Origin of the sequence: Streptococcus sp. 3109, from assembly GCF_013276905.1 — a bacterium.
Classification (GTDB): Bacteria; Bacillota; Bacilli; order Lactobacillales; family Streptococcaceae; genus Streptococcus.
This window is the reverse complement of the sequence record NZ_VMLY01000003.1, coordinates 22,706-48,612: the sequence shown is the minus strand read 5'-3', so window position 1 is coordinate 48,612 and position 25,907 is coordinate 22,706. Positions and strand designations below refer to the sequence as shown.

Here is a 25,907-nt window from a genome sequence, read left to right as displayed (position 1 = left end):
GAGGAAATAATTATGTTTGCATCAAAAAGTGAAAGAAAAGTACGTTATTCAATTCGTAAATTTAGTATTGGAGTAGCTAGTGTAGTGGTTGCTAGTCTGTTCTTAGGAGGAGTAGTCCATGCAGAAGGGGTTGGTGGTGGGAATACCCCCACGGTTACATCTAGTGGGCAAGATAGGTTGAAGGAATATAGACAGCAGTTGATAAAAGAGTTGGGAGAGACAGCTTTACCTGAAGATAAAAAAGCTGAGTACAGAAAGCGGATTGAACAGGAGATGGACTATTCAGTACTAGATGAGATAGCGAATAACTTTCATCAAGAAAGTTTGGAAATACGTAATAAAGAACATGATGAAGTAGTTGAAAAAGCTAAAACTGAGTTTCCTAAGTATTTAGATCAGATTTTAATAGGACTTGAAAAATTGGTTGATGAAAAAGATCCTCAGTTTGACAAGCTTATTCAAGAAGCTAAGGATATTGTAGAAGAATATAAACGAAGATTTGATGAAGGTATTGATAGCCAAGCTATAAAAAGGTTAGAACAAGAGGGTAAAAATAAGCTAGATAAGTTGGTAGAGGACTTTAAGAATAGTTTATCAAATCAACAAAGTAAACCATCAGGAAATTCTAATTCTTCTAATGGTAGAGGTGATACGACTAAGCCTGCGAATCAAGGATTAGATTCTGATTCACCTTCTGGAAAAGAACATAATAATCCAACTCCACCAAAAGTAGAAAATCAAGGAGGAAATATAGTTTCTACTGAAAAAACTACGGAGACAAATCTTAAAGAAGCTAAAGAAACAGCTAAAACAACTTTGGATAATTATAGAAAAAGTCGTTTAACAAAATTAAATCCAGCTGCTTTTTGGTTTGGAGACCTCTTGTTGGCGTCTCAAAAGACTTTATCCGAATATAGTACGCAATTTGAGAGTGCTTCGAGTAAAGAAGAATTGAAAGCTCTGATAGAAAAATCTAAACAGGCAATTGATGAACTGATAGCTACTCATCAAAATAGAGAAATCAGCTTAGAGCGAAATAAGGCAAAGGAAGCGGTCACTAAACATCTAACAGGTTTATTGGATGATATCAAGAAAAATTTAGAAAAAGAGCAACATATCAATACTGTAGAGCTAATTAAAAAGCTAAAAGATATTGAAAAAACGTATTTGCATAAATTAGATGAATCAACCCAAAAAGCCCAACTACAGAATCTGGTTACAGAAAGTCAATCAAAACTAGATGAAGCTTTGTCTAACTTTAAAAAGGGCTTATCTTCTTCGTCAAATTCAGGATCCTCCACTAAACCAGAAACTCCAGAAAAACCAGAAGAACCTGCTCCAAGCAAACCTGCTGAAAAAGAGCAGACCCCGTCAGGAAGCACTGCAGGAAGTCACTCCGGTTCCACCAGCTCTTCAGGAAGTTCTAGTGCTTCCACTAAACCAAAATCTCCAGAAAAACCAGAGGAACCTACTCCAAGCAAACCTGCGGAAAAGGAGCAGAATCCATCAGGAAGCACTGCAGGAAGTCACTCCGGTTCCACCAGCTCTTCAGGAAGTTCTAGTGCTTCCACTAAACCAAAATCTCCAGAAAAACCAGAGCGACCTGCTCCAAGCAAACCTGCTGAAAAAGAGCAGAACCCATCAGGTTCAACCACAGGAAGTCACTCCGGTTCCACTAGCTCTTCAGGAAGTTCTAGTGCTTCCACTAAACCAAAATCTCCAGAAAAAGAGCAAGAAGTAGAACCATCTACCCCAAGTAAACCATCAGGAAACGAGACAAATTCTTCATCTCCTACAAGATCTAACAGTCTTTCTCCTACTCTCTCATCTCAACCGACATCTACTGTTCAAAAGGTATTTACAACTCAAAATGGAAATACCAAGATTACTGTTATGTTTGAAACTGCTACAGAAGCAGACTCTGTCAATCTTAAAGAGGTAACAACAAAAGAAATGATTGATAATGTTATCCGTCAAACAGGGCAAGGAGCAGTGCGCATATTTGATATTTCCCTTTTAAAAGATGGAAAAGAAACCCATGTCAATGGAGAGAGAGTAGTTCGTCTTGCAATTGGTAATATTGAGTCTGAGATTCAAGTTTACCATGTGAAAGAAAATGGAGAGTTGGAGTTGCTCCCATCAACAGTTGAAAATGGGCAAGTCGTTTTCAAAACGAGTCATTTCAGCTTGTTTGCGATTAAAACACTTCCTAAAAAACAAATGGCTACTGAGCCAGAGGAAAATAGGGAAGGAAAAACTCAATCTGATGATAAGGAAATGGTTCTTCTTGCTGATAAAGCAAATCAAATGAGTGAAAATCGTTCAAATTCAGATAAAAAAGATAAGCAAGCACTCCCATCAACTGGAACAATGTCAACGTTGCTTATGGAATTCTTAGGTCTAATATCTCTAGTAGGTGTTTATCTATTAAAAGGAAAAAAGACGGAGAATGACTAATTTCATATAGACATTGATTGCTTATATAAATCCAAGAAAAACCCGTAAACTTTAAGAGAGTTACGGGTTTTGGTCTATTAAGCTTTATCCAATTGCAAAAGAGCCTCAATCTCTGCTAGAGTGCTAGCTTGTGAAATGGCTCCACGGAGTTTGGCAGCACCAGATGTTCCACGGAGGTAGTGAGGAGCGAGGCCGCGGAATTCACGAACTGCGACGTTTTCTCCTTTGAGGTTAATTAAGCGTTTCAAATGTTCGTAGGCGATTTTCATCTTGTCTTCAAAGGTCAAATCAGGGAGGATCTCTCCTGTTTCAAAGTAGTGGTTGATTTGGTTGAAGAGGTAAGGATTTCCCATAGCAGCTCGGCCAATCATGACTGCGTCAGCACCGACTTCTTCGATGCGTTGTTTGGCTTCTTGGACCGTACGAATGTCACCGTTGGCGATGAATGGAATCTTGGTCAAAGCTTGAGCAACTTTATGGAGAGTCTCAAGGTCTGCGTGACCTGTATACATTTGCTCACGGGTACGGCCATGCATAGCAAGGGCAGAAACACCTGCTGCTTCAGCAGCGAGGGCATTTTCTACTGCGAGAGATGGGTCAGCCCAGCCGGTACGCATTTTGACAGTAAGTGGAATATCAAGGACAGATTGGACCTTGTTGATGATAGAGTAAATCTTATCTGGATCCTTGAGCCACATAGCGCCAGCTTCGTTCTTCACGATTTTATTAACTGGGCAGCCCATGTTGATATCGACGATATCGGTTTTGGTGTTTTCTTGGATGAATTCTGCTGCGCGTGCTAGGCTGTCTTCATCACTACCAAAAAGTTGGATAGAAACAGGGTTTTCGCCTTCATCGATATGAAGCATGTGCAGGGTTTTTTCGTTGTTGTATTGGATTCCCTTGTCAGAGACCATTTCCATGACAACGAGTCCAGCTCCGAGCTCTTTTGCAATAGTACGAAAGGCTGAGTTTGTCACGCCAGCCATGGGTGCTAAAACGGTACGATTGGGAATCTCAACATTACCAATCATAAAAGGTGTATTAAGATTTGTCACGAATGAGTTCCTCCAGGTCGTTTTCATCAAAGTTGTAAGTAGTTTGGCAGAATTGACAAGTGATTTCTGCTCCGTGGTCTTCCTCTTTCATTTCCTGTAAGTCTGAGCTTGGAAGGCTAGCAAGAGCGTTCATAAAGCGTTCATGGCTACAGTCACATTGGAAACGAATTTCTTCTTCAGAAAGACGCTTGTAGGCCTCGTCACCGTAGATAGCCTTGAGGAGGGCTTCGATATGGTCTTCACTTTCGAGAAGGGTCGAGATAGCTGGCATTTCTTGGATGCGTTTTTCAAAGCGAGCAATCTCTTCTTCCTTGGCTCCCGGCAAGACTTGAACTAGGAAACCACCTGCAACCTTGACCTCATCTTCCTCGTCCAAAAGGACATTGAGACCGACTGCTGAAGGGGTTTGTTGGCTTTCAGTCAGGTAGAAAGCAAGGTCTTCTCCAATCTCTCCAGAGATGAGTGGGGTCAAGGAAGTATAAGGATTTCCAATGCCGTAGTCTGTGATAACGAGAAATTGACCATTTCCAACAAAAGGTCCGACTAGGACTTCACCAGTTGCAGTCTTTTTGATGTCAACACCAGGATTTTGAACGTAACCTTTGACGTTCCCCTTGGTATCAGCGACGGTGATAATAGCCCCTAGAGAGCTAGAACCCAGCACCTTAACTGTTAGTTTGGTATTTCCTTTTTCATTGGCTGCGAGAATCTGGCTAGCGATAAGAGTTCGACCAAGCGCTACAGTTGAGCTAGCTTGGGTTTTGTGTTTTTCTTGAGCAGTGCGGACGGTTTCTGTGCTATCAAGGACAAAAGCACGAAAGGCTCCGCTTTCTGATATAGTTTTAATAATTTTATCCATAGCTACTATTTTAGCATAAAAATGCCCAAAGGGGGAGCCGTGTGTTTACTGATTTTCAGGATAATGGACCAAGAAATCAGCATGAAAATAAAAAGAGAAACAGATTATTTCAGCATTTGTAAGATTTATGCTATGCTTAAGATAGAAAATGAAAGGGGTAACAAATGTATTTAGGAGATTTGATGGAAAAGGCCGAATCTGGCCAATTTTCAATCCTTTCCTTTCTATTACAAGAGTCTCAGACGACCGTCAAGGCTGTAATGGAGGAAACAGGATTTTCAAAAGCAACCCTAACCAAATATGTCACCCTGCTCAATGACAAGGCTTTGGACAGTGATTTAGAGCTGACAATCCACTTACAAGATGAAAATCTGCGTTTGTCGATTGGTGCAGCTACCAAGGGGAGAGATATTCGGAGTTTGTTTTTGGAGAATGCGGTTAAATACCAGATTCTTGTTTATCTTCTCTACCACCAACAGTTTTTAGCCCATCAGCTGGCTCAAGAATTGATGATTAGTGAGGCTACGCTTGGTCGCCACTTAGCTAGTCTAAATCAGATTTTGTCAGAATTTGACTTATCCATCCAAAATGGACGGTGGCGAGGTCCAGAACATCAAATTCGCTATTTCTATTTCTGTCTTTTCCGCAAGGTTTGGTCCAGTCAGGAGTGGGAAGGTCACATGCAGAAACCAGAGAGAAAGCAGGAGATTGCCACTTTAGAAGAAATCTGCGGTGCAAGTTTGTCTTCAGGGCAGAAATTGGACTTGGTTCTCTGGGCTCATATCAGTCAACAACGTCTTCGGGTTAATGCCTGTCAGTTTCAAGTGATAGAAGAGAAAATGCGAGGGTATTTTGACAATATTTTCTACCTTCGTTTGCTGAGAAAGACCTCGTCTTTTTTTGCTGGGCAACATATTCCTCTAGGGACTGAAGATGGTGAGATGATGATTTTCTTCTCTTTCCTCCTATCTCATCGCATTCTTCCTCTTCATACTATGGAGTATATCCTTGGTTTTGGAGGGCAGTTGGTAGATTTGCTGACGCAATTGATTCAAGAAATGAAGAAGGAGGAGTTGCTGGGCGGTTATACAGAGGACCATGTCACCTATGAACTCAGTCAGCTTTGTGCTCAAGTCTATCTATACAAGGGCTATATTTTACAGGATCGCTACAAGTACCAGTTAGAGAATCGTCATCCATATTTGCTGATGGAACATGATTTTAGGGGAACGGCAGAGGAGATTTTTCATGCTCTACCTGCTTTTCATCAGGGGACAGACTTAGATAAGAAGATTCTCTGGGAATGGCTCCAGTTAATCGAATATATGGCTGAAAATGGTGGCCAGCATATGCGGATTGGTCTTGATTTGACATCTGGTTTTCTTGTCTTTTCAAGGATGGCTGCTATTTTAAAACGGTATTTGGAATACAATCGTTTTATTACCATTGAAGCCTATGACCGAACTCGGCATTATGATTTGCTGGTTACCAATAACCCGATTCATAAGAAGGAACAAACACCAGTCTATTATTTAAAAAATGATTTGGATATGGAAGATTTGGCAGGGATTCGTCAGTTATTATTTACCTAAAAGGCTTGGTTAACCCAGGCCTTTTTTGTGAAATTCACACAATCTCCTCACATTTTTTAAAAAATTAAAAAAAGTTGATAAACAAGAAAGCGCTTTATTTTGTATACTAGTAAGTGTAAAGAGGAAACACCTCAAGATCTTTATGAGGAGGACAGCACATGTCACAAGAAAAATACATTATGGCTATTGACCAGGGAACTACAAGTTCTCGTGCCATCATTTTTAATAAAAAAGGAGAAAAGGTCAGCTCTAGCCAAAAAGAGTTTACTCAGATTTTCCCTCAGGCAGGTTGGGTTGAGCACAATGCCAATGAAATTTGGAACTCAGTCCAGTCAGTTATTGCGGGTGCTTTCATCGAAAGCGGTGTCAAGCCAAATCAAATCGAAGCAATCGGGATTACCAACCAACGTGAAACAACTGTCGTCTGGGATAAGAAAACAGGACTTCCTATCTACAATGCTATCGTTTGGCAGTCACGCCAGACAGCACCTTTGGCTGAACAACTAAAAAGCCAAGGTTATGTGGAAAAATTCCATGAAAAAACTGGTTTGATTATCGATGCTTACTTCTCAGCGACCAAGGTTCGTTGGATTTTGGACCATGTAGAAGGCGCTCAAGAGCGAGCAGAAAAAGGGGAATTGCTCTTTGGTACCATCGATACGTGGTTGGTTTGGAAATTGACTGACGGTGCGGCTCACGTGACGGACTACTCAAACGCAGCTCGTACCATGCTTTATAACATTAAAGAACTTAAATGGGATGATGAGATTTTGGAAATTCTCAACATTCCTAAGGCTATGCTTCCGGAAGTTCGTTCTAACTCTGAAATCTACGGTAAGACAGCCCCATTCCATTTCTACGGTGGAGAAGTCCCAATCTCAGGTATGGCTGGTGACCAACAGGCAGCCCTCTTTGGACAGTTGGCCTTTGAGCCTGGTATGGTCAAGAATACTTATGGAACAGGTTCTTTCATCATCATGAATACTGGTGAAGAGATGCAGTTGTCTGAGAACAACCTCTTGACAACCATTGGTTACGGTATCAATGGCAAGGTTTACTATGCCTTGGAAGGTTCTATCTTCATCGCAGGAAGTGCCATTCAGTGGCTTCGTGACGGTCTTCGCATGGTAGAGAACTCACCAGAATCTGAAAAATACGCTCGTGATTCTCACAATGATGATGAAGTTTATGTAGTTCCAGCCTTTACAGGACTAGGAGCACCATACTGGAACCAAAATGCTCGCGGCTCTGTCTTTGGTTTGACTCGTGGAACAAGTAAGGAAGACTTTATCAAGGCAACTCTTCAATCTATCGCTTATCAAGTGCGTGACATCATCGACACCATGCAAGTGGATGCTCAGACAGCTATCCAAGTCTTGAAGGTGGATGGTGGTGCAGCTATGAACAACTTCCTCATGCAGTTCCAAGCTGACATTTTGGGAATCGATATCGCACGTGCCAAAAACTTGGAAACAACAGCTCTAGGTGCGGCCTTCCTAGCAGGTTTGTCAGTAGGTTACTGGAAAGACTTGGATGAGTTGAAACTCTTGAACGAGACAGGAGAACTTTTTGAGCCATCGATGAACGAATCGCGCAAGGAACAACTCTACAAGGGCTGGAAGAAGGCTGTGAAAGCAACGCAAGTCTTTGCGGAAGTAGACGACTAATACTGGCAGAATAAAGCGACTCAGTTAGAAAGTGTGTAAATATGGAATTTTCAAAGAAAACACGTGAATTATCAATTAAAAAAATGCAGGAACGCACCCTGGACCTCTTGATTATTGGGGGAGGAATCACAGGGGCTGGTGTAGCCTTGCAGGCGGCAGCCAGTGGTCTTGAGACTGGTTTGATTGAAATGCAGGACTTCGCAGAAGGGACATCTAGCCGTTCAACTAAATTGGTTCACGGAGGACTTCGTTACCTTAAGCAATTTGACGTAGAAGTGGTCTCAGATACAGTTTCTGAACGTGCAGTGGTTCAACAAATTGCCCCACACATTCCAAAACCGGACCCAATGCTCTTACCAGTTTACGATGAAGATGGAGCAACCTTCAGCCTCTTCCGTCTTAAAGTAGCCATGGACTTGTACGACCTCTTGGCAGGAGTTAACAACACGCCAGCTGCAAACAAGGTTTTGAGCAAGGATCAAGTCTTGGAACGCCAGCCAAACTTGAAGAAAGAAGGCTTGGTAGGAGGTGGAGTTTATCTTGACTTCCGTAACAACGATGCGCGTCTCGTGATTGAAAATATCAAACGTGCTAACCAAGACGGTGCCCTCATTGCTAACCACGTGAAGGCAGAAGGTTTCCTCTTTGACGAAAGTGGCAAGATTACAGGTGTTGTAGCTCGTGATCTCTTGACAGACCAAGTCTTTGAAATCAAGGCGCGTCTGGTGATTAACACAACAGGTCCTTGGAGCGACAAGGTGCGTAATTTGTCTAATAAGGGAACACAATTCTCACAAATGCGCCCAACTAAGGGGGTTCACCTAGTCGTGGATTCAAGCAAGATCAAGGTTTCACAGCCAGTTTACTTTGACACAGGTTTGGGTGATGGTCGTATGGTCTTTGTTCTCCCACGTGAAAACAAGACTTACTTTGGTACAACGGATACAGATTACACAGGTGATTTGGAACATCCAAAAGTGACTCAGGAAGATGTAGATTATCTACTTGGTATTGTCAACAACCGCTTCCCAGAAGCTAACATTACCATTGATGATATCGAAAGTAGCTGGGCAGGTCTTCGCCCATTGATCGCAGGCAATAGCGCTTCTGACTACAATGGAGGAAATAACGGAACCATCAGTGATGAAAGCTTTAACAACTTGATTGCGACTGTTGAATCTTATCTCTCTAAAGAAAAAACGCGTGAAGATGTTGAATCTGCTGTCAGCAAGCTTGAAAGCAGCACATCTGAGAAACATTTGGACCCATCTGCAGTTTCTCGTGGTTCTAGCTTGGACCGAGATGATAATGGTCTCTTGACCCTTGCTGGTGGTAAAATCACAGACTACCGTAAGATGGCTGAAGGAGCTATGGAGCGCGTGGTTGACATCCTCAAAGCAGAATTTGATCGTAGCTTTAAACTGATCAACTCTAAGACTTACCCTGTTTCAGGTGGAGAATTGAACCCAGCAAATGTGGACTCAGAAATCGAAGCCTTTGCGCAACTTGGAGTGTCACGTGGTTTGGATAGCAAGGAAGCTCACTATCTCGCAAATCTCTACGGTTCAAATGCACCGAAAGTCTTTGCTCTTGCTCATAGTTTAGAACAAGCACCAGGACTCAGCTTGGCAGATACCTTGTCCCTTCACTATGCAATGCGCAATGAGTTGACTCTGAGCCCAGTTGATTTCCTTCTTCGTCGTACCAACCATATGCTTTTTATGCGTGATAGCTTGGATAGCATCGTTGAACCAGTTTTGGATGAAATGGGACGATTCTATGATTGGTCAGAAGAAGAAAAAGCAGGATACCGTGCGGATGTCGAAGCGGCTCTCGCTCAAAATGACTTAGCAGAATTAAAAAATTAAGAAAAAATAAAAGAGGTGGAGGGTAGGACTCCTTGTCGCCCGCCCCTTCTTTTTAATGGAGACAGAAAAATGATGAGTGAATTATTTGGAGAATTTTTAGGGACTTTAATCCTGATTCTTCTAGGAAATGGTGTTGTTGCAGGTGTGGTTCTTCCAAAAACCAAGAGCAACAGCTCAGGTTGGATTGTGATTACTATGGGTTGGGGGATTGCAGTTGCCGTTGCGGTCTTTGTATCTGGCAAGCTCAGTCCAGCTCATTTAAACCCAGCTGTGACCATCGGTGTGGCCTTGAAAGGTGGTTTGCCTTGGGCTTCCGTTTTCCCTTACATCCTAGCTCAGTTCGCAGGAGCTATGCTCGGTCAGATTTTGGTTTGGTTGCAATTCAAACCGCATTATGAGGCAGAAGAAAATGCAGGAAACATTTTGGCTACTTTCAGCACAGGACCAGCTATCAAAGATACTGTATCAAACTTGATTAGTGAAATCCTAGGAACTTTTGTATTGGTATTAACAATCTTTGCTTTGGGACTTTATGACCTTCAAGCAGGAATCGGAACCTTCGCAGTGGGGACTTTGATTGTTGGTATCGGTCTATCACTAGGTGGGACAACAGGTTATGCCTTGAACCCTGCACGTGACCTTGGACCTCGTATCATGCATAGCATCTTGCCAATTTCAAACAAGGGAGACGGAGACTGGTCTTACGCTTGGATTCCTGTTGTGGGACCTGTTATCGGTGCAGCATTGGCTGTTCTTGTATTTTCCCTTTTCTAGTTTAGAAAATAACTATTATTGCTAGAGCTTGGGCGAAAACTCAATTTCAGGAAAAAATGAAGTAAATCTTCTCACAATAAAACGCATAGTATCAAGTTTTCAATACCTGATATTATGCGTTTTTCTGATTTTTAAGACTTTTTCTCCAGTCTCTTTTTTCGATTGAAGATGTAAGTATTTTAGTAACTAATTTCTTAGTACTAGCCAACAACGATAATAATAATTCCTTCAAAAAGTAGGAAGAATAAAGACAATAGTTTTTGCTTTTTCATGTGAAATACCTCACTTTTATTTTCTTCTATTTTATGCTAAAATATTAAAAATCAAAAACTGTTCCCATATATGCTTGTTGGAGAGATATTATGAAAAAATTTGGAGAAATTTTTAAAAAGTTTCGAGAATCTAGAGGGTTTCGCTTAAAAGATGTCGAAAAAGCTGGTATATCAACATCACAGCTCTCACGTTTTGAAAAGGGAGAGACTGATTTAACCATTTCAAAATTTATGGCTATTTTGGATGAAATTAACATGCCTATTGATGAATTTATGTATGCTGTTCATGATTTTCATCGTGATGAACTGAATGAACTCTTATCAAAGATTAGGCATTTTGTATCAAATCATGATGTTGATGGGTTGAAAAAACTACTTTATTCTCAGATGGAGTCAGATTCTAAACAAGAGAAATTTCATAAGCTTAACATTATTTTATTAAAAATTCGTTTACAAGATTTATCTGGAGAAGCTTATTATTCTGGTGATGATTTATCTTATCTAACTGACTATCTCTTTAGTGTTGAATACTGGGGATACTATGAATTATTGATTTTTTCAAATACTTTAGATGTCCTAAAACACGATGTCTTTATGGTTTTGGCTAGAGAGATGTCCAGACGTTCTGATTTTTATAAAGAAATTCCTAATAATAGACGATTGATTTCATCTATGCTATTGAACGGATATATCACATGTATTGAAAGAGGAAAATTTCTTGATGCTTTGTATTTTGAAAAACGACTAAACCAATGCTTTTTCACTGAAACTGAAATTTATGAACGGTTGGTATTCCAGTATGCCCAATATCTATATCGCTATAAAAAAGAGACGGATTGTAAAGCAATTATTGAAATGAGGAAGTGTATTGGAGCAATGAAATTAGCGGGAAGTAACCATTTGGCAAAGAATTATGAGGGACATTTAGAAAAAATTTTAGCAGATAAAGGGTAGTGTGCAGATATGGGAAAGGAAGTATCTCGAAATAATATTTTGGTAGAATTGTCTTTAGAAATTTCAATTACGGTTGTTTTATCAGTTCATTGTATTTGAGCGATAGGATTTTTCGAAGTTGTCACCATAATTATGAATTTTGAGGTATTTAATATGCAAGTTCTATCTCCATATATTTTAAGAAAGAAAAGTGAAACAGGAGAATTATTTTTCAATAGTAAAAATAATCACTCTTAATAAACAGCATCATATATAGGTTAATTAAATTATTGTATAGTCTCAGTTGGAGTTAATTTGTTTATAACTTTTAGACTGAGGCTTTTATATCTATTCGCTTTCTTTTAGATAGGCTTATTTATGAAATTTCTAAAATACATTAAAACTAATATTTTTATCTATTTTTTAATAGGAGTGCTTTTGAATAGCGGAATGGCTCTAATAAAGCCATTGTTATTGGATAAGCTATTGAATATTCGTGAAGAGCAACTTACAATTGGTACAATTTCATACTTTGTTTTATATGGCCTGTGTTTACACCTGTTTTTTTATAGCACGATGTTGCTAGCAAATTTTGTCAGTAATAATCTGCAGCGTCATCTGCAAATTCGTTTAAAAGATCAGCTTATCAAGAAACTATTTTTGAAAGAAAATGTTGTAGATGATGAAAAAGTTTCAATTGTTACACAAGATATGGAACTGCTCTATAATCGCTTCTTTTTACCCCTGGATATGATAGTTGGAAGAGTTTTTATACTTTGTACAACGATTGTTTTTATTTTGGTGCAAAATTTTTGGCTTGGTCTTGTTTTTATCGTGTTCTCTTTTCTTCGACCATTACCTCAATGGGTAATGAATAATCGTTTAATGAAAAGTGGTGCAAATTTTTCGGAAATGCAAAAAGCTTTTCATCTATCTGTAGGAGATTTTTTTAAGGGAGCAGATACGATATATTTTTATGGCGCTAGTAAAGAAAACTTTGCTAAGATGAGAAAAAACAACGAGTGTTACGAGAATGCTCGTTGGAAAAATGAATGGACTAGCAATGTCGTTTATTTTTTCAATGGTCCTTTAGAATTCCTTAGTCAGGTACTACCTCTTGCACTTGGTCTTTTATTACAAAAGAGTGGTATAGAGTTAACAACAGCTAGTTTGGTCTCTATGTATATAGCTACAATGAATCTTAGCGGACCTATTCAAAGAATTATGTATAGCATATCTGATATACAGCGATCGCAAACAGTGAAAGAAAAAATATTTTCATTATTGGAAGAATCTTGTTTAGAAACATCATATCTGACAGTCGAATCTTTAGCTGAGCTAGTTTTGGAGGGCGTTTCAAAACAGGTTGGAGAGCAAGTGCTCTTTTATGATTTGTCACTTAGATTAACTAAGCCGAGTAAAGTTTTAATAAAGGGAGCTAGTGGTACCGGAAAGTCAACTCTCCTACAGTTGGTAGCAGGAAAGATAAGTCCGAATAGTGGTAGAATTATCGTCCGTGATAAATCAGGTCGAGAATTTACTCATTATCAAGGGAATGTCGCTTATATCTCTCAGAATCCATTTTTCAGACATGGGACAATCCGAGAAAATTTAACATTAGGACAGGAGATTTCAGATAAAGAATTACTCTGTTGCCTAGAACAAGTTGGCTTAACGAATGAAATCACCAATATCTTGGATTATCAACTGATAAACAATGGAGAAAACATTTCAGGTGGACAACGTTTACGACTTGAATTAGTTCGCTGTCTGCTTCGACAAAAAGACATTGTGTTGGCGGATGAGGTTACATCATCCTTAGACAAGGACAATGCATATCAAGTGCGCCAGTTACTTTTGCAGTTGCCTATCATTTTGATTGAAGTTGCTCATCATATTGATTCAGAAACGGTTTATAATCAAGTAATTGATTTGGGAAAATATAGAATAAAATAAATAGACTTGTTTGGCATCTTGCCAGATATAATATATATGCTATATTATGGATTGTTTTAGCTGATTTAAAGATGTGAAACCTAAAAACGATGGCTAAGTTGGAATGTTAAAAATTCAATTTCTGACCACCTAATCTTGTGTCAAATAGTTATCAAACAAAGTCTACTATACCATTTATCAGTTAAATATTTTTATGTTATAGGAGAGCTACATGTCTAATTCATTTGTCAAGTTGTTAGTCTCTCAATTGTTTGCAAATTTAGCAGATATTTTCTTTAGAGTAACAATCATTGCTAACATATACATTATTTCAAAATCAGTAATTGCCACATCACTAGTTCCCATTTTAATAGGGATATCCTCTTTTGTTGCGAGTCTTTTAGTTCCTTTGGTTACTAAAAGGTTAGCGCTAAATAGGGTTTTATCTTTATCCCAATTTGGAAAGACTATATTATTATCAATACTGGTAGGGATGTTTATACTAATGCAATCAGTAGCGCCTTTGGTGACCTATCTGTTTGTTGTTGTAATTTCCATATTAGATGGTTTTGCAGCACCTGTTTCCTATGCTATTGTGGCCACGCTATGCGACCGATTTGGGTAAGGCTAATTCAGCCTTATCAATGAGTGGTGAAGCTGTTCAATTGGTGGGTTGGGGATTAGGTGGACTCTTATTTGCAACAATTGGTCTCTTACCTACCACGTTTATCATTTTAATCTTGTATATCATTTCTAGCTTTCTGATGTTATTTCTTCCTAAGGCTGAAGTGGAGGTGTTAGAGTCAGAAACTAATCTTGAAATTTTGTTCAAAGGTTGGAATTTAGTTACTAGAGATCCTAGATTAAGACTTTTTGTATCAGCAAATTTATTGGAAATTTTTTCAAATACGATTTGGGTTTCTTCCATTATGCTTGTTTTTGTAACTGAGTTATTAAATAAAACGGAAAGTTACTGGGGATATTCTAATACAGCATACTCTATTGGTATTATAATTAGTGGCTTAATTGCTTTTAGGCTATCTGAAAAGTTCCTTGCTGCTAAATGGGAAAGTATTCTTTTTCCTCTTGTAGCTATGGCAATAGTGACACTGACTATTCTATATTTTCCAAACGCACAGATGTTTTTATTATTGTCAGCTTTAGTTGGTATGTTATCGCAACTAAAAGAAGTTCCTGAAACTGTATTTCTTCAGGAAACAGTAGAGGAAAATCATTTGGTTAATGTCTATTCCGTTCTTGAAGTGATTTCGACACTAGCATTTTCAGTGTTTGTTTTGCTAATGAGCTATATTACTGAGAGTTTTGGTATTAGCATCAGTTTTTGGCTATCAGCCATTTGTCTGATGATAGAAGCTATTTTAATTTATATCAGACGAGATTATTTTAAATAAGAGACTGGTTAAAAAGTCTTGAAAAATTAGAAAAGCGCATAGTATCAGGTGTTGAAAAACTTGATATTGTGCGTTTTATTATGGAAAGATTCCCTTCATTGTCTCCTGAAATGGAGTTTTTGCCCAGGATCACTCTATTTGAAATATACATAGAAAAACCGCATAATTCTTAAAATAAACTGAAATCTAGTGAAAATGTACGGTAAACAATTGAAAAACTAGTCTATAAAGTGGTACAATAGTAGAAAAATACTATAGTAAGAGTCTATCTTATTTAGCAAAAATTACAGAAATGAATGGTTTTTCTTGATGAAACAGAGAAAAGAATTGTACCTCTTTCTTGGTCGGACAGCCTTGTATTTTCTTATCTTTCTAGGGCTGCTTTACTTCTTTAGCTATCTTGGTCAGGGTCAAGGAAGCTTTATCTATAATGAATTTTAACTTGAAGGAGAATCCCTATTGTGTCAAATAAACCAATAGCAGATATGATTGAAACCATTGAGCATTTTGCTCAGACCCAGCCTAGCTATCCTGTTTATAATGTTTTGGGGCAGGAACACACTTATGGCGATTTAAAGGCTGATTCGGATAGTTTGGCTGCAGTTATTGACCAGTTGAATTTGCCAGAGAAGTCTCCTGTGGTCGTTTTTGGTGGTCAAGAATATGAAATGTTGGCAACTTTTGTAGCCTTGACTAAGTCAGGTCACGCCTACATTCCAATTGATAGCCATTCGGCCTTGGAGCGAGTTTCAGCTATTTTAGAAGTAGCGGAGCCAAGTTTGATTATTGCCATTTCAGACTTTCCATTAGAGCAGGTTTCTACACCGATGATGAATCTAGCTCAGGTTCAAGAAGCCTTTGCTCAAGGGAATAACTATGAAATCACGCATCCAGTCAAGGGCGATGATAATTACTATATCATCTTTACTTCTGGTACGACTGGTAAGCCAAAGGGAGTGCAGATTTCCCATGATAACCTCCTCAGCTTTACCAACTGGATGATTACGGATAAGGAATTTGCGACGCCAAGTCGTCCGCAAATGCTGGCTCAGCCACCTTATTCTTTTGACCTGTCTGTCATGTACTGGGCGCCGACCTTGGCACTGGGTGGTACGCTCTTCGCTCTTCCTTCAGCTATTACTCAGGACTTTAAGCAACTCTTTGCTACCATCTTTTCATTGCCAATCGCTATCTGGACATCAACCCCTTCTTTTGCGGATATGGCCATGCTGTCAGAAGACTTCAATAGTGAGAAAATGCCTGGCATCACGCATTTCTACTTTGATGGTGAAGAATTGACGGTTAAAACGGCTCAAAAACTACGTGAGCGTTTCCCAAATGCCCGTATCATCAATGCCTACGGTCCAACAGAAGCTACAGTGGCTCTGTCAGCCGTTGCTGTGACAGGCGAGATGTTAGCGACTCTCAAACGTCTACCAATCGGCTATACCAAGGCTGATTCTCCAACCTTTATCATTGACGAGGAAGGAAATAAATTGCCAAATGGTGAACAGGGAGAAATCATTGTTTCTGGACCAGCTGTTTCAAAAGGTTATATGAACAATCCTGAAAAAACAGCAGAAGCCTTCTTTGAGTTTGAAGGTCTGCCAGCCTATCATACAGGCGATGTGGGAACTATGACAGATGAAGGCTTGCTTCTCTACGGCGGACGCATGGACTTCCAGATTAAGTTTAACGGTTACCGCATTGAGTTAGAAGATGTCTCTCAAAACCTCAATAAGTCTCGCTTTATCGAGTCTGCTGTCGCAGTACCGCGCTATAATAAGGACCACAAGGTGCAAAATCTATTGGCTTATGTCATCTTGAAAGACGGTGTTCGTGAGCAGTTTGAGCGAGATATTGATATTACCAAGGCTATCAAGGAAGATTTAACAGACATCATGATGTCCTACATGATGCCGTCTAAATTCCTTTATCGAGACAGTTTGCCACTGACTCCAAATGGAAAAATTGACATCAAAGGATTGATTAACGAGGTGAATAAGAGATGATGGAGTTCTTTCAACAGCTTCCTCATTTAGAGCCATACGGCAATCCTCAGTATTTTGTCTATGTGATTGCTGCAACCTTGCCCATCTTTATCGGTCTCTTTTTCAAGAAACGCTTTGCCTGGTATGAAGTGCTGGTTAGTCTCTTCTTTATCGTCACCATGTTGGTGGGTGGAAAGACCAATCAACTAGCTGCCTTGGGTATTTACCTTTGCTGGGAAATATTGCTCCTGCTTTTCTACAAGCATTATCGAAAAAGCAAGGATGGCAAGTGGGTCTTCTACCTAGTTAGCTTTCTATCCCTACTTCCGATTATCTTTGTCAAGGTGCAGCCGGCTATCAATGGAACGCAGTCTTTGCTTGGATTTTTGGGAATTTCTTATCTGACCTTTCGTTCGGTTGGGATTATCATCGAGCTGAGAGATGGAGTGATTAAGGATTTTACCCTCTGGGAATTCCTCCGTTTCCTTCTCTTCATGCCGACCTTTTCAAGTGGTCCAATTGATCGCTTTAAACGTTTCAATGAAAATTATCAGACCATTCCTGAGCGAGATGAGTTGATGGATATGCTGGATGAATCTGTTCGCTATATCATGTGGGGCTTTTTGTATAAGTTTATCCTGGCTCATGTTTTAGGAGAGACCTTACTCCCTCCTCTGAAGAATCTAGCCCTACAGTCAGGTGGCTTCTTTAACCTCTATGCCTTGGCAGTTATGTATACCTTTGGTCTGGAGCTCTTCTTTGACTTTGCAGGTTATTCTATGTTTGCTTTAGCCATTTCAAATTTGATGGGAATTCGTAGCCCTATCAACTTTAACAAACCTTTTTTATCAAGGGATTTAAAGGAGTTTTGGAATCGTTGGCACATGAGTCTATCTTTCTGGTTCCGTGACTTTGTCTTTATGCGGATGGTGATGGTATTGACCAGAAAGAAGGTCTTTAAAAATCGCAATGTAACCTCAAGTGTGGCCTACATTGTAAATATGCTGATTATGGGATTTTGGCATGGAGTGACTTGGTACTATATCGCCTATGGACTCTTTCATGGATTAGGCTTGGTCATCAATGACGCTTGGGTTCGCAAGAAAAAAACGCTCAATAAGGAGCGGAAAAAAGCAGGGAAGCCTGCTCTACCTGAGAATCGCTGGATTCAGTTGCTTGGCATGGTTGTCACCTTCCATGTCGTCATGCTGTCATTCTTAATCTTTTCTGGATTCTTGAATGATTTATGGTTTAAAAAATAAAAGGAAATAAAATATGGATATCAAATCAGAAGTTATCGAAATTATTGATGAGTTGTTTATGGAAGATGTTTCTGACATGATGGATGAAGATCTTTTTGATGCAGGTGTCTTGGATAGTATGGGAACGGTTGAGTTGATTGTAGAGATTGAAAACCGTTTTGACATTCGAGTCCCTGTAACAGAGTTTGGTCGCGACGACTGGAATACAGCTAATAAAATCATAGCTGGTATTGTGGAGCTACAAAATGCTTAAACGCTTATGGATGATCTTCGGACCGGTCTTGATAGCTGGTTTGTTGGTTTTTCTGCTCATTTTCTTTTATCCTACTGAGATGCGTCATAATCTAGGAGCTGAAAAGCGTTCAGCGGTGGCTACTACTATCGATAGTTTTAAGGAGCGAAGTCAAAAAGTCAGAGCACTATCTGATCCAAATATGCGTTTTGTTCCCTTCTTTGGCTCTAGTGAATGGCTTCGTTTTGACGGTGCTCATCCTGCGGTATTAGCTGAGAAATACAATCGCTCCTACCGTCCTTATCTTTTAGGACAGAGGGGAGCTGCATCGCTTAACCAGTATTTTGGAATGCAACAGATGTTGCCACAGCTAGAGAATAAACAAGTTGTGTATGTTATCTCACCTCAGTGGTTCAGTAAAAATGGCTATGAGCCAGCAGCCTTCCAGCAGTATTTTAATGGAGACCAGTTGACCAGTTTTCTGGAACATCAATCTGGAGATCAGGCTAGCCAATATGCGGCGACTCGCTTACTACAGCAGTTTCCCAACGTAGCTATGAAGGATTTGGTTCAGAAGTTGGCAAGTAAAGAAGAATTGTCGACAGCAGACAATGAAATGATTGAATTATTGGCTCGGTTTAATGAACGCCAAGCTTCCTTTTTTGGTCAGTTTTCAGTTAGAGGCTATGTCAATTATGATAAGCATGTAGTTAAGTATTTAAAGACCTTGCCAGACCAGTTTTCTTATCAAGTCATAGGAGATATTGTTAAAGCAGATGCTGAAAAGAATACTTCTAATAATGATCTGGGAATGGAAAATTATTTCTATAATACGCAGATCAAGAAGGATTTGAAGAAATTAAAGGATTCTCAGAAAAACTTTACCTACCTCAAATCGCCAGAGTATAATGACTTGCAGTTGGTGTTAACACAGTTTTCTAAATCCAAGGTAAACCCGATTTTTATCATTCCACCTGTTAACAAAAAATGGATGGATTATGCTGGTCTACGAGAGGATATGTACCAACAAACGGTGCAGAAGATTCGCTACCAGTTAGAGAGTCAAGGGTTTACCAATATAGCAGATTTTTCTAATGACGGCGGGGAGCCTTTCTTTATGAAGGATACCATTCACCTTGGTTGGTTGGGTTGGTTGGCTTTTGACAAGGCAGTTGATCCTTTCCTATCTAATCCCACACCAGCTCCGACTTACCACTTGAATGAGCGCTTTTTCAGCAAAGATTGGGCGACATACGATGGAGATATCAAGGACTTTCAATAGATCATAATATAGAAGAGTTCAAGAATGAAGCCTATTTTCACGTTTTTTCTTGACTCTTTTTTTGCTTGTGATATAATTAACTGGTAAATAAAATGTCAAAGAATAGTATTTTTCTCTTAAAAAAGAGAAGTCTAAAAGGAAAGGAGTCAGATATGAGACAGCTAGCGAAGGATATCGATGGCTTTTTGAATGAGGTGATTTTACAGGCGGAAAACCAACATGAAATCCTAATAGGTCATTGCACTAGTGAGGTGGCCCTGACCAATACCCAGGAGCACATTCTCATGCTTTTGTCGGAGGAATCTTTAACCAATTCAGAATTGGCTCGTCGTCTCAATGTCAGTCAGGCGGCAGTTACCAAGGCCATTAAATCTTTGGTCAAGGAAGGAATGTTGGAAACGTCTAAAGATCCTAAGGATGCGCGTGTGATTTTTTATCAGTTGACTGATTTGGCTCGTCCAATTGCTGAGGAGCACCATCATCACCATGAGCATACACTTTTAACCTATGAAGAAGTGGCGACTCAGTTTACTCCAAATGAACAAAAAGTGATCCAGCGGTTTTTGACTGCTTTAGTAGGAGAAATCAAATAATGAGATATATTACGGTAGAGGATTTATCCTTCTATTATGATAAGGAGCCCGTTCTTGAACATATCAATTATAGTGTTGATAGTGGGGAATTTGTTACCTTGACAGGGGAAAATGGGGCAGCTAAGACGACACTAATCAAGGCAAGTCTTGGAATCCTTCAGCCACGCATTGGCAAGGTGACCATTTCAAAGACAAATACGCAGGGTAAGAAATTGAGAATAGCTTACCTTCCTCAACAGATTGCCAGTTTTAATGCAGGTTTTCCAAGTACGGTTTATGAATTTGTCAAATCAGGTCGCTATCCGCGAAAAGGCTGGTTCCGTCGCTTGAATGCTCATGATGAGGAGCATATCAAGGCTAGTCTGGACTCAGTTGGCATGTGGGAACACAGAGACAAACGCTTGGGTTCTCTATCTGGAGGACAAAAGCAGCGAGCGGTAATCGCGCGTATGTTTGCTTCTGATCCAGATGTGTTTATCCTAGATGAGCCGACAACGGGGATGGATGCAGGAAGTAAAAACGAATTTTACGAACTCATGCATCACAGCGCCCATCATCATGGCAAGGCTGTTTTGATGATTACTCATGATCCTGAAGAAGTTAAGGACTATGCGGATCGCAATATTCATCTAGTTCGTAACCAAGACTCGCCATGGCGTTGTTTCAACGTTCATGAGAATGATCAGGAGGTGGGCCATGCTTAGTTTGTTATCTTATGACTTTATGCAACGTGCCTTTCTGGCGGTTATTGCCATGAGTCTTTTCTCGCCAGTTCTTGGAACCTTCCTCATCTTGCGCCGTCAGAGTTTGATGAGTGATACTCTTAGCCACGTCTCGCTTTCAGGTGTAGCCTTTGGTCTGGTACTAGGGATTTCTCCGACTATTTCAACTATTGCTATTGTCTTGATTGCGGCGGTTTTTTTGGAGTATCTCCGTACGGTTTACAAGAGCTTTATGGAAATCGGGACAGCTATTCTCATGTCAACAGGTCTGGCTGTTTCTCTGATTGTCATGAGCAAGGGAAAAAGCTCTAGTTCTATGAGTTTGGACCAGTATCTTTTTGGTTCAATCGTGACTATCAGCGAAGAACAGGTTATTTCCCTCTTTGTCATTGCGGCGGTTGTTTTGATTTTGACCTTCCTCTTCCTTCGTCCAATGTATATCTTGACCTTTGATGAGGATACGGCCTTTGTGGATGGCTTGCCAGTTCGTACCATGTCTATTCTTTTTAACATGGTAACAGGGGTGGCCATTGCCCTTATGATTCCTGCTGCAGGAGCTCTTTTGGTATCGACCATCATGGTCTTGCCAGCTAGTATTGCCCTGCGTCTGGGGAAAAACTTTAAATCGGTTATGCTGCTTGCCAGTGCTATTGGATTTTTGGGAATGGTAGCAGGACTTTACATTTCCTACTATGCAGAAACACCTGCCAGTGCAAGTATTACCATTATTTTTGTAACTGTTTTCTTGCTCATTAGTTTAGTAAGACGTTTTATCAAATAGGAGACTAAGATGAAAAAAATTAGCTTATTACTAGCCAGTCTATGTGCCTTGTTTTTAGTGGCTTGTTCCCATCAAAAACAGGCAGATGGCAAACTCAATATCGTGACAACCTTTTACCCTGTCTATGAATTTACCAAGCAAGTCGCAGGAGATACTGCTAATGTGGAACTCCTCATCGGTGCTGGGACAGAACCCCATGAATATGAACCCTCTGCCAAGGCAGTTGCCAAAATCCAAGACGCAGATACCTTCGTTTATGAAAATGAAAATATGGAAACATGGGTTCCTAAATTGCTAGATACTTTGGATAAGAAAAAAGTGAAAACCATCAAGGCGACAGGCGATATGTTGCTCTTGCCAGGTGGTGAGGAAGAAGAGGGAGACCATGACCATGGAGAAGAAGGCCATCACCATGAGTTTGACCCCCATGTTTGGTTATCACCAGTCCGTGCCATTAAACTTGTAGAGCACATCCGTGATAGCTTGTCAGCAGATTATCCTGATAAAAAAGAGACCTTTGAAAAGAACGCAGCTGCCTATATCGAAAAATTGCAAGCCTTGGATAAGGCTTATGCAGAAGGCTTGTCTCAAGCCAAACAAAAGAGCTTTGTGACTCAGCACGCTGCCTTTAACTATCTTGCTTTGGACTATGGACTCAAACAAGTCGCAATCTCAGGTCTTTCTCCAGATGCAGAACCATCAGCTGCTCGTTTGGCAGAGTTGACAGAGTACGTCAAGAAAAATAAAATTGCCTATATCTACTTTGAAGAAAATGCTTCACAAGCTCTTGCTAACACACTTTCAAAAGAAGCAGGTGTCAAAACAGATGTCCTCAATCCTTTAGAAAGTCTGACAGAAGAGGACACCAAGGCGGGAGAAAATTATATCTCTATCATGGAGAAAAACCTCAAAGCTTTGAAACAAACAACAGACCAAGAAGGCCCAGCAATCGAGCCTGAAAAGGCAGAGGATACCAAAACAGTTCAAAATGGTTACTTCGAGGATGCAGCTGTCAAGGATCGCACCTTGAGTGACTATGCAGGTAACTGGCAATCAGTTTATCCTTTCCTTGAAGATGGTACGTTTGACCAAGTCTTTGACTACAAGGCTAAGTTGACTGGTAAGATGACTCAGGCTGAATACAAGGCTTACTATACAAAAGGCTATCAGACAGATGTCACTAAGATCAACATTACTGATAATACTATGGAATTTGTTCAAGGTGGACAAAGTAAGAAATACACTTACAAGTATGTCGGCAAGAAAATCTTGACTTATAAGAAAGGCAATCGTGGTGTGCGCTTCCTCTTTGAAGCCACGGATGCGGATGCTGGACAGTTCAAGTATGTTCAGTTTAGTGACCACAATATCGCCCCAGTTAAGGCAGAACATTTCCATATTTTCTTTGGAGGCACAAGCCAAGAAGCCCTCTTTGAAGAAATGGATAACTGGCCAACCTATTACCCAGATAACCTATCTGGACAAGAAATCGCCCAAGAAATGTTGGCGCATTGATGAGAAACCGATTAGTTCATAGGAGCTAGTCGGTTTTTTGATACTAGATGGCTAACTTCATTATAGACCTTTCAGAATTTTAAACAATAAATAAAGCTCTTGAAATATCTGGGCTTATATGTTAGAATGATTTTATCGGATAAGGTTCATTAGAATACTACCCCCTAACTACTGCCATAGTTAAGGGGTGTTTTGGTATATTCTACAGGAATAGAAAAAGACCCTCTAAACTTTGTAGAGAGCCTTAAAAAATCAAAATAAAAAGATAACCCCAGGCACATAGGAATGCTCAACCTTTCAGTCTACCCCATTCTGGGACCCAGCGTTTATCCTTCACAAGTTATCTTATTGAGTCCATTATATCACACTTATGGAAAATGTAAAGAAATTTGTATAGTATTTTTAAATGAATTGATGAAAAATCAAATACCTTTCAGAACTAAGGAACTTTAAATAATAAATAAAACTCTTGAAATATCTGGGCTTATATGCTAGAATGTAGTTAGTGTATAAGGTTCATTAGAACACCAAAGCCCCTAACTACTGCCATAGTTAAGGGCTTTTTTGACGTATCTTAGCGATTTAACGGGTGTTGATAGGCTAGTCAGTCGGTCTACTTCTTACCATCTAGCCATTTGCAGACGAAATACAAGATAATTCCAGCTATAACATCCGCTATAATAGTAAGAGCAAGCTCAGGCATAAGGCTCATTAGTTTCACCTCCTCTCACGACCCCATAGGAACGTAATCGGTAACCGATGACCAAAATAGTATACCACACTAAATTTAGATCATCAAGGTCACTTAATGCTTGAACTATTGTAGATTATATGCTAGAATATAGTTAATTGATAAGGTTCATTAGAACACCAAAGCCCCTAACTAGTGCGATAGTTAAGGGCTTTTTTGACGTATCTTAGCGATTTAACGGGTGTTTATAGGCTAGTCACTCGGTTTACTCTTTACTATCTAGCCATCTGCAGACGAAATACAAGATAATTCCAGCTATAACATCCGCTATAATAGTAAGAGCGAGCTCTATGATAAGGCTCATTAGTTTCACCTCCTCTCACGAACCCATAGGAACGTAATCGGTAACCGATGACAAAAGTATTATACCACACTAAATTTAGATCATCAACCTCACTTAATGCTTGAACTATTGTAGATTATATGCTAGAATATAGTTAATTGATAAGGTTCATTAGAACACCAAAGCCCTTAACTATTGCCGTAGTTAAGGGCTTTTTTGACGTATCTTAGCGATTTAACGGGTGTTGATAGGCTAGTCAGTCGGTCTACTCCTTACTATCTAGCCATCTGCAGACGAAATACAAGATAATTCCAGCTATAACATCCGCTATAATAGTAAGAGCGAGCTCTATGATAAGGCTCATTAGTTTCACCTCCTCTCACGAACCCATAGGAACGTAATCGGTAACCGATGACAAAAATAGTATACCACAATAAATTTAGATCATCAACATTGCTTAATGCTTGAACTATTGGAGTGCGGTTCACTGTAATGATGTTTTTGTTATCCTATTAAAGGGTTAGCTGTTATTTGTTTTGTTTAGTTAGCCATAGCTTGAAAAGTTCAGATAGTACTTGGATAAATAACGGAGCTAGAAATATTCTGAGCAAGGTTTCTAATATATGTAACTTAAATTGATAGAAATTAGACGACAATAGGACAATTCATCTCTAATTATTGACATTTCAGGAAAAATCGCAGTAAAAACGGTACAGCCTTCTTTAAATGTGCTATAATACTAGAAAAATACTTGTGGAGGTTCCATTATGGCAATATTTTTCATGATTTTTCTGATTGTTTGTGTGCTCCTATTGGTGATAGTCACACTGAGTACGGTTTATGTGGTTCGTCAGCAGTCGGTGGCGATTATTGAACGCTTTGGGAAATACCAAAAGGTTGCCAATAGCGGTATTCATATTCGCTTGCCTTTTGGGATTGACTCGATTGCAGCGCGGATTCAGTTGCGTTTGCTGCAAAGTGATATTGTGGTTGAGACCAAGACCAAGGACAATGTGTTCGTTATGATGAATGTAGCGACTCAGTACCGTGTCAATGAACAGAGCGTGACAGATGCCTACTATAAACTTATGCGTCCAGAATCTCAGATTAAATCTTATATCGAAGACGCTCTTCGCTCTTCTGTTCCAAAATTAACCTTGGATGAATTGTTTGAGAAAAAAGATGAGATTGCCCTTGAAGTCCAACACCAAGTAGCAGAAGAAATGACTACTTACGGTTATATTATTGTGAAAACCTTGATTACCAAGGTCGAACCAGATGCAGAAGTCAAGCAATCTATGAATGAAATCAATGCGGCGCAACGTAAGCGGGTCGCAGCGCAAGAATTGGCGGAAGCTGATAAGATTAAAATCGTCACTGCAGCTGAAGCCGAAGCAGAAAAAGACCGTCTTCATGGTGTGGGGATTGCCCAACAACGTAAGGCGATTGTGGATGGATTGGCAGAGTCTATCACTGAACTCAAGGAAGCCAATGTTGGCATGACAGAAGAACAAATCATGTCCATCCTCTTGACTAACCAGTACTTGGATACCTTGAATACCTTTGCCTCTAAAGGAAATCAAACCATCTTTCTACCAAATACGCCAAATGGTGTGGATGATATCCGTACACAAATCTTGTCAGCCCTCCGTGCTGAGAAGAAATAAT

The 25,907-nt window shown here is 39.8% G+C and carries 19 protein-coding genes and 1 pseudogene; 18 read left to right on the top strand and 2 right to left on the bottom strand.

Annotated features, from left to right (window positions below; all coding sequences use genetic code 11):
- Positions 1 to 12: 12 nt before the first annotated feature.
- Positions 13 to 2,457, top strand: a complete 2,445-nt coding sequence (locus tag HT698_RS01990) for an RICH domain-containing protein (protein WP_112444696.1) — start codon at positions 13 to 15, stop codon at positions 2,455 to 2,457.
- 77 nt (positions 2,458 to 2,534) lie between these two features.
- Here HT698_RS01990 and dusB read toward each other — a convergent pair whose 3' ends face one another.
- Together dusB and hslO are read right to left on the bottom strand one after the other, a co-directional pair.
- On the bottom strand, positions 2,535 to 3,515 hold the full coding sequence (gene dusB, locus HT698_RS01985; protein ID WP_000183308.1) for a tRNA dihydrouridine synthase DusB: 981 nt from the start codon (positions 3,513 to 3,515) through the stop codon (positions 2,535 to 2,537).
- The gene (hslO, locus tag HT698_RS01980; protein ID WP_112444698.1) at positions 3,502 to 4,374 is read right to left on the bottom strand and encodes an Hsp33 family molecular chaperone HslO; all 873 of its coding nucleotides are present in this window, start codon (positions 4,372 to 4,374) and stop codon (positions 3,502 to 3,504) included. The genes dusB and hslO overlap by 14 nt, the downstream gene beginning before the upstream one ends.
- Before the next feature lie 164 nt (positions 4,375 to 4,538).
- Between hslO and HT698_RS01975 the strand changes: the two genes are divergently transcribed.
- From HT698_RS01975 to HT698_RS01895, 17 genes and pseudogenes are all read left to right on the top strand, one after another.
- Entirely contained in the window at positions 4,539 to 5,966 is a 1,428-nt protein-coding gene (locus tag HT698_RS01975; RefSeq protein WP_173218776.1) for a helix-turn-helix domain-containing protein, read from the top strand.
- Between the two features lie 158 nt (positions 5,967 to 6,124).
- Positions 6,125 to 7,633, top strand: a complete 1,509-nt coding sequence (gene glpK / locus HT698_RS01970; RefSeq protein WP_049511829.1) for a glycerol kinase GlpK — start codon at positions 6,125 to 6,127, stop codon at positions 7,631 to 7,633.
- Between the two features lie 41 nt (positions 7,634 to 7,674).
- Entirely contained in the window at positions 7,675 to 9,501 is a 1,827-nt protein-coding gene (gene glpO / locus HT698_RS01965; RefSeq protein WP_164226146.1) for a type 1 glycerol-3-phosphate oxidase, read from the top strand.
- A gap of 69 nt (positions 9,502 to 9,570) precedes the next feature.
- On the top strand, positions 9,571 to 10,275 hold the full coding sequence (locus HT698_RS01960) for an MIP/aquaporin family protein (protein WP_164226147.1): 705 nt from the start codon (positions 9,571 to 9,573) through the stop codon (positions 10,273 to 10,275).
- Positions 10,276 to 10,637: 362 nt separating this feature from the next.
- Entirely contained in the window at positions 10,638 to 11,501 is an 864-nt protein-coding gene (locus HT698_RS01955; RefSeq protein ID WP_061438586.1) for an Rgg/GadR/MutR family transcriptional regulator, read from the top strand.
- Between the two features lie 357 nt (positions 11,502 to 11,858).
- On the top strand, positions 11,859 to 13,436 hold the full coding sequence (locus HT698_RS01950) for an ABC transporter ATP-binding protein (RefSeq protein WP_173218778.1): 1,578 nt from the start codon (positions 11,859 to 11,861) through the stop codon (positions 13,434 to 13,436).
- Between the two features lie 211 nt (positions 13,437 to 13,647).
- Positions 13,648 to 14,827: pseudogene (locus HT698_RS01945) on the top strand (ryptide export MFS transporter).
- A gap of 309 nt (positions 14,828 to 15,136) precedes the next feature.
- A complete protein-coding gene (locus HT698_RS01940) occupies positions 15,137 to 15,268 on the top strand; it encodes a teichoic acid D-Ala incorporation-associated protein DltX (protein ID WP_000813667.1) in 132 nt (43 codons plus the stop codon).
- 20 nt (positions 15,269 to 15,288) lie between these two features.
- Positions 15,289 to 16,839, top strand: coding sequence for a D-alanine--poly(phosphoribitol) ligase subunit DltA (gene dltA / locus HT698_RS01935; protein WP_173218779.1), 1,551 nt, complete (start codon positions 15,289 to 15,291; stop codon positions 16,837 to 16,839).
- Positions 16,836 to 18,080 carry a D-alanyl-lipoteichoic acid biosynthesis protein DltB gene (gene dltB, locus HT698_RS01930; protein ID WP_050256793.1) on the top strand — a complete coding sequence of 415 codons (1,245 nt, stop codon included), beginning with the start codon at positions 16,836 to 16,838 and terminating at the stop codon, positions 18,078 to 18,080. Before dltA ends, dltB begins: the two co-directional genes overlap by 4 nt.
- A 13-nt stretch (positions 18,081 to 18,093) precedes the next feature.
- A complete protein-coding gene (gene dltC, locus HT698_RS01925; protein ID WP_000351967.1) occupies positions 18,094 to 18,333 on the top strand; it encodes a D-alanine--poly(phosphoribitol) ligase subunit DltC in 240 nt (79 codons plus the stop codon).
- Entirely contained in the window at positions 18,326 to 19,594 is a 1,269-nt protein-coding gene (gene dltD, locus HT698_RS01920) for a D-alanyl-lipoteichoic acid biosynthesis protein DltD (protein ID WP_173218781.1), read from the top strand. The genes dltC and dltD overlap by 8 nt, the downstream gene beginning before the upstream one ends.
- Before the next feature lie 152 nt (positions 19,595 to 19,746).
- Entirely contained in the window at positions 19,747 to 20,187 is a 441-nt protein-coding gene (gene adcR, locus HT698_RS01915) for a zinc-dependent transcriptional regulator AdcR (protein WP_173218783.1), read from the top strand.
- Positions 20,187 to 20,891 carry a metal ABC transporter ATP-binding protein gene (locus tag HT698_RS01910; RefSeq protein ID WP_001269496.1) on the top strand — a complete coding sequence of 235 codons (705 nt, stop codon included), beginning with the start codon at positions 20,187 to 20,189 and terminating at the stop codon, positions 20,889 to 20,891. The genes adcR and HT698_RS01910 overlap by 1 nt, the downstream gene beginning before the upstream one ends.
- On the top strand, positions 20,884 to 21,690 hold the full coding sequence (locus HT698_RS01905) for a metal ABC transporter permease (protein ID WP_000950030.1): 807 nt from the start codon (positions 20,884 to 20,886) through the stop codon (positions 21,688 to 21,690). The genes HT698_RS01910 and HT698_RS01905 overlap by 8 nt, the downstream gene beginning before the upstream one ends.
- A gap of 9 nt (positions 21,691 to 21,699) precedes the next feature.
- Positions 21,700 to 23,205, top strand: coding sequence for a zinc ABC transporter substrate-binding lipoprotein AdcA (gene adcA, locus HT698_RS01900; RefSeq protein ID WP_109588237.1), 1,506 nt, complete (start codon positions 21,700 to 21,702; stop codon positions 23,203 to 23,205).
- A 1,816-nt stretch (positions 23,206 to 25,021) separates the two neighbouring features.
- Positions 25,022 to 25,906, top strand: coding sequence for an SPFH domain-containing protein (locus HT698_RS01895; RefSeq protein ID WP_025168872.1), 885 nt, complete (start codon positions 25,022 to 25,024; stop codon positions 25,904 to 25,906).
- The last annotated feature ends 1 nt before the right edge of the window (position 25,907 follow it).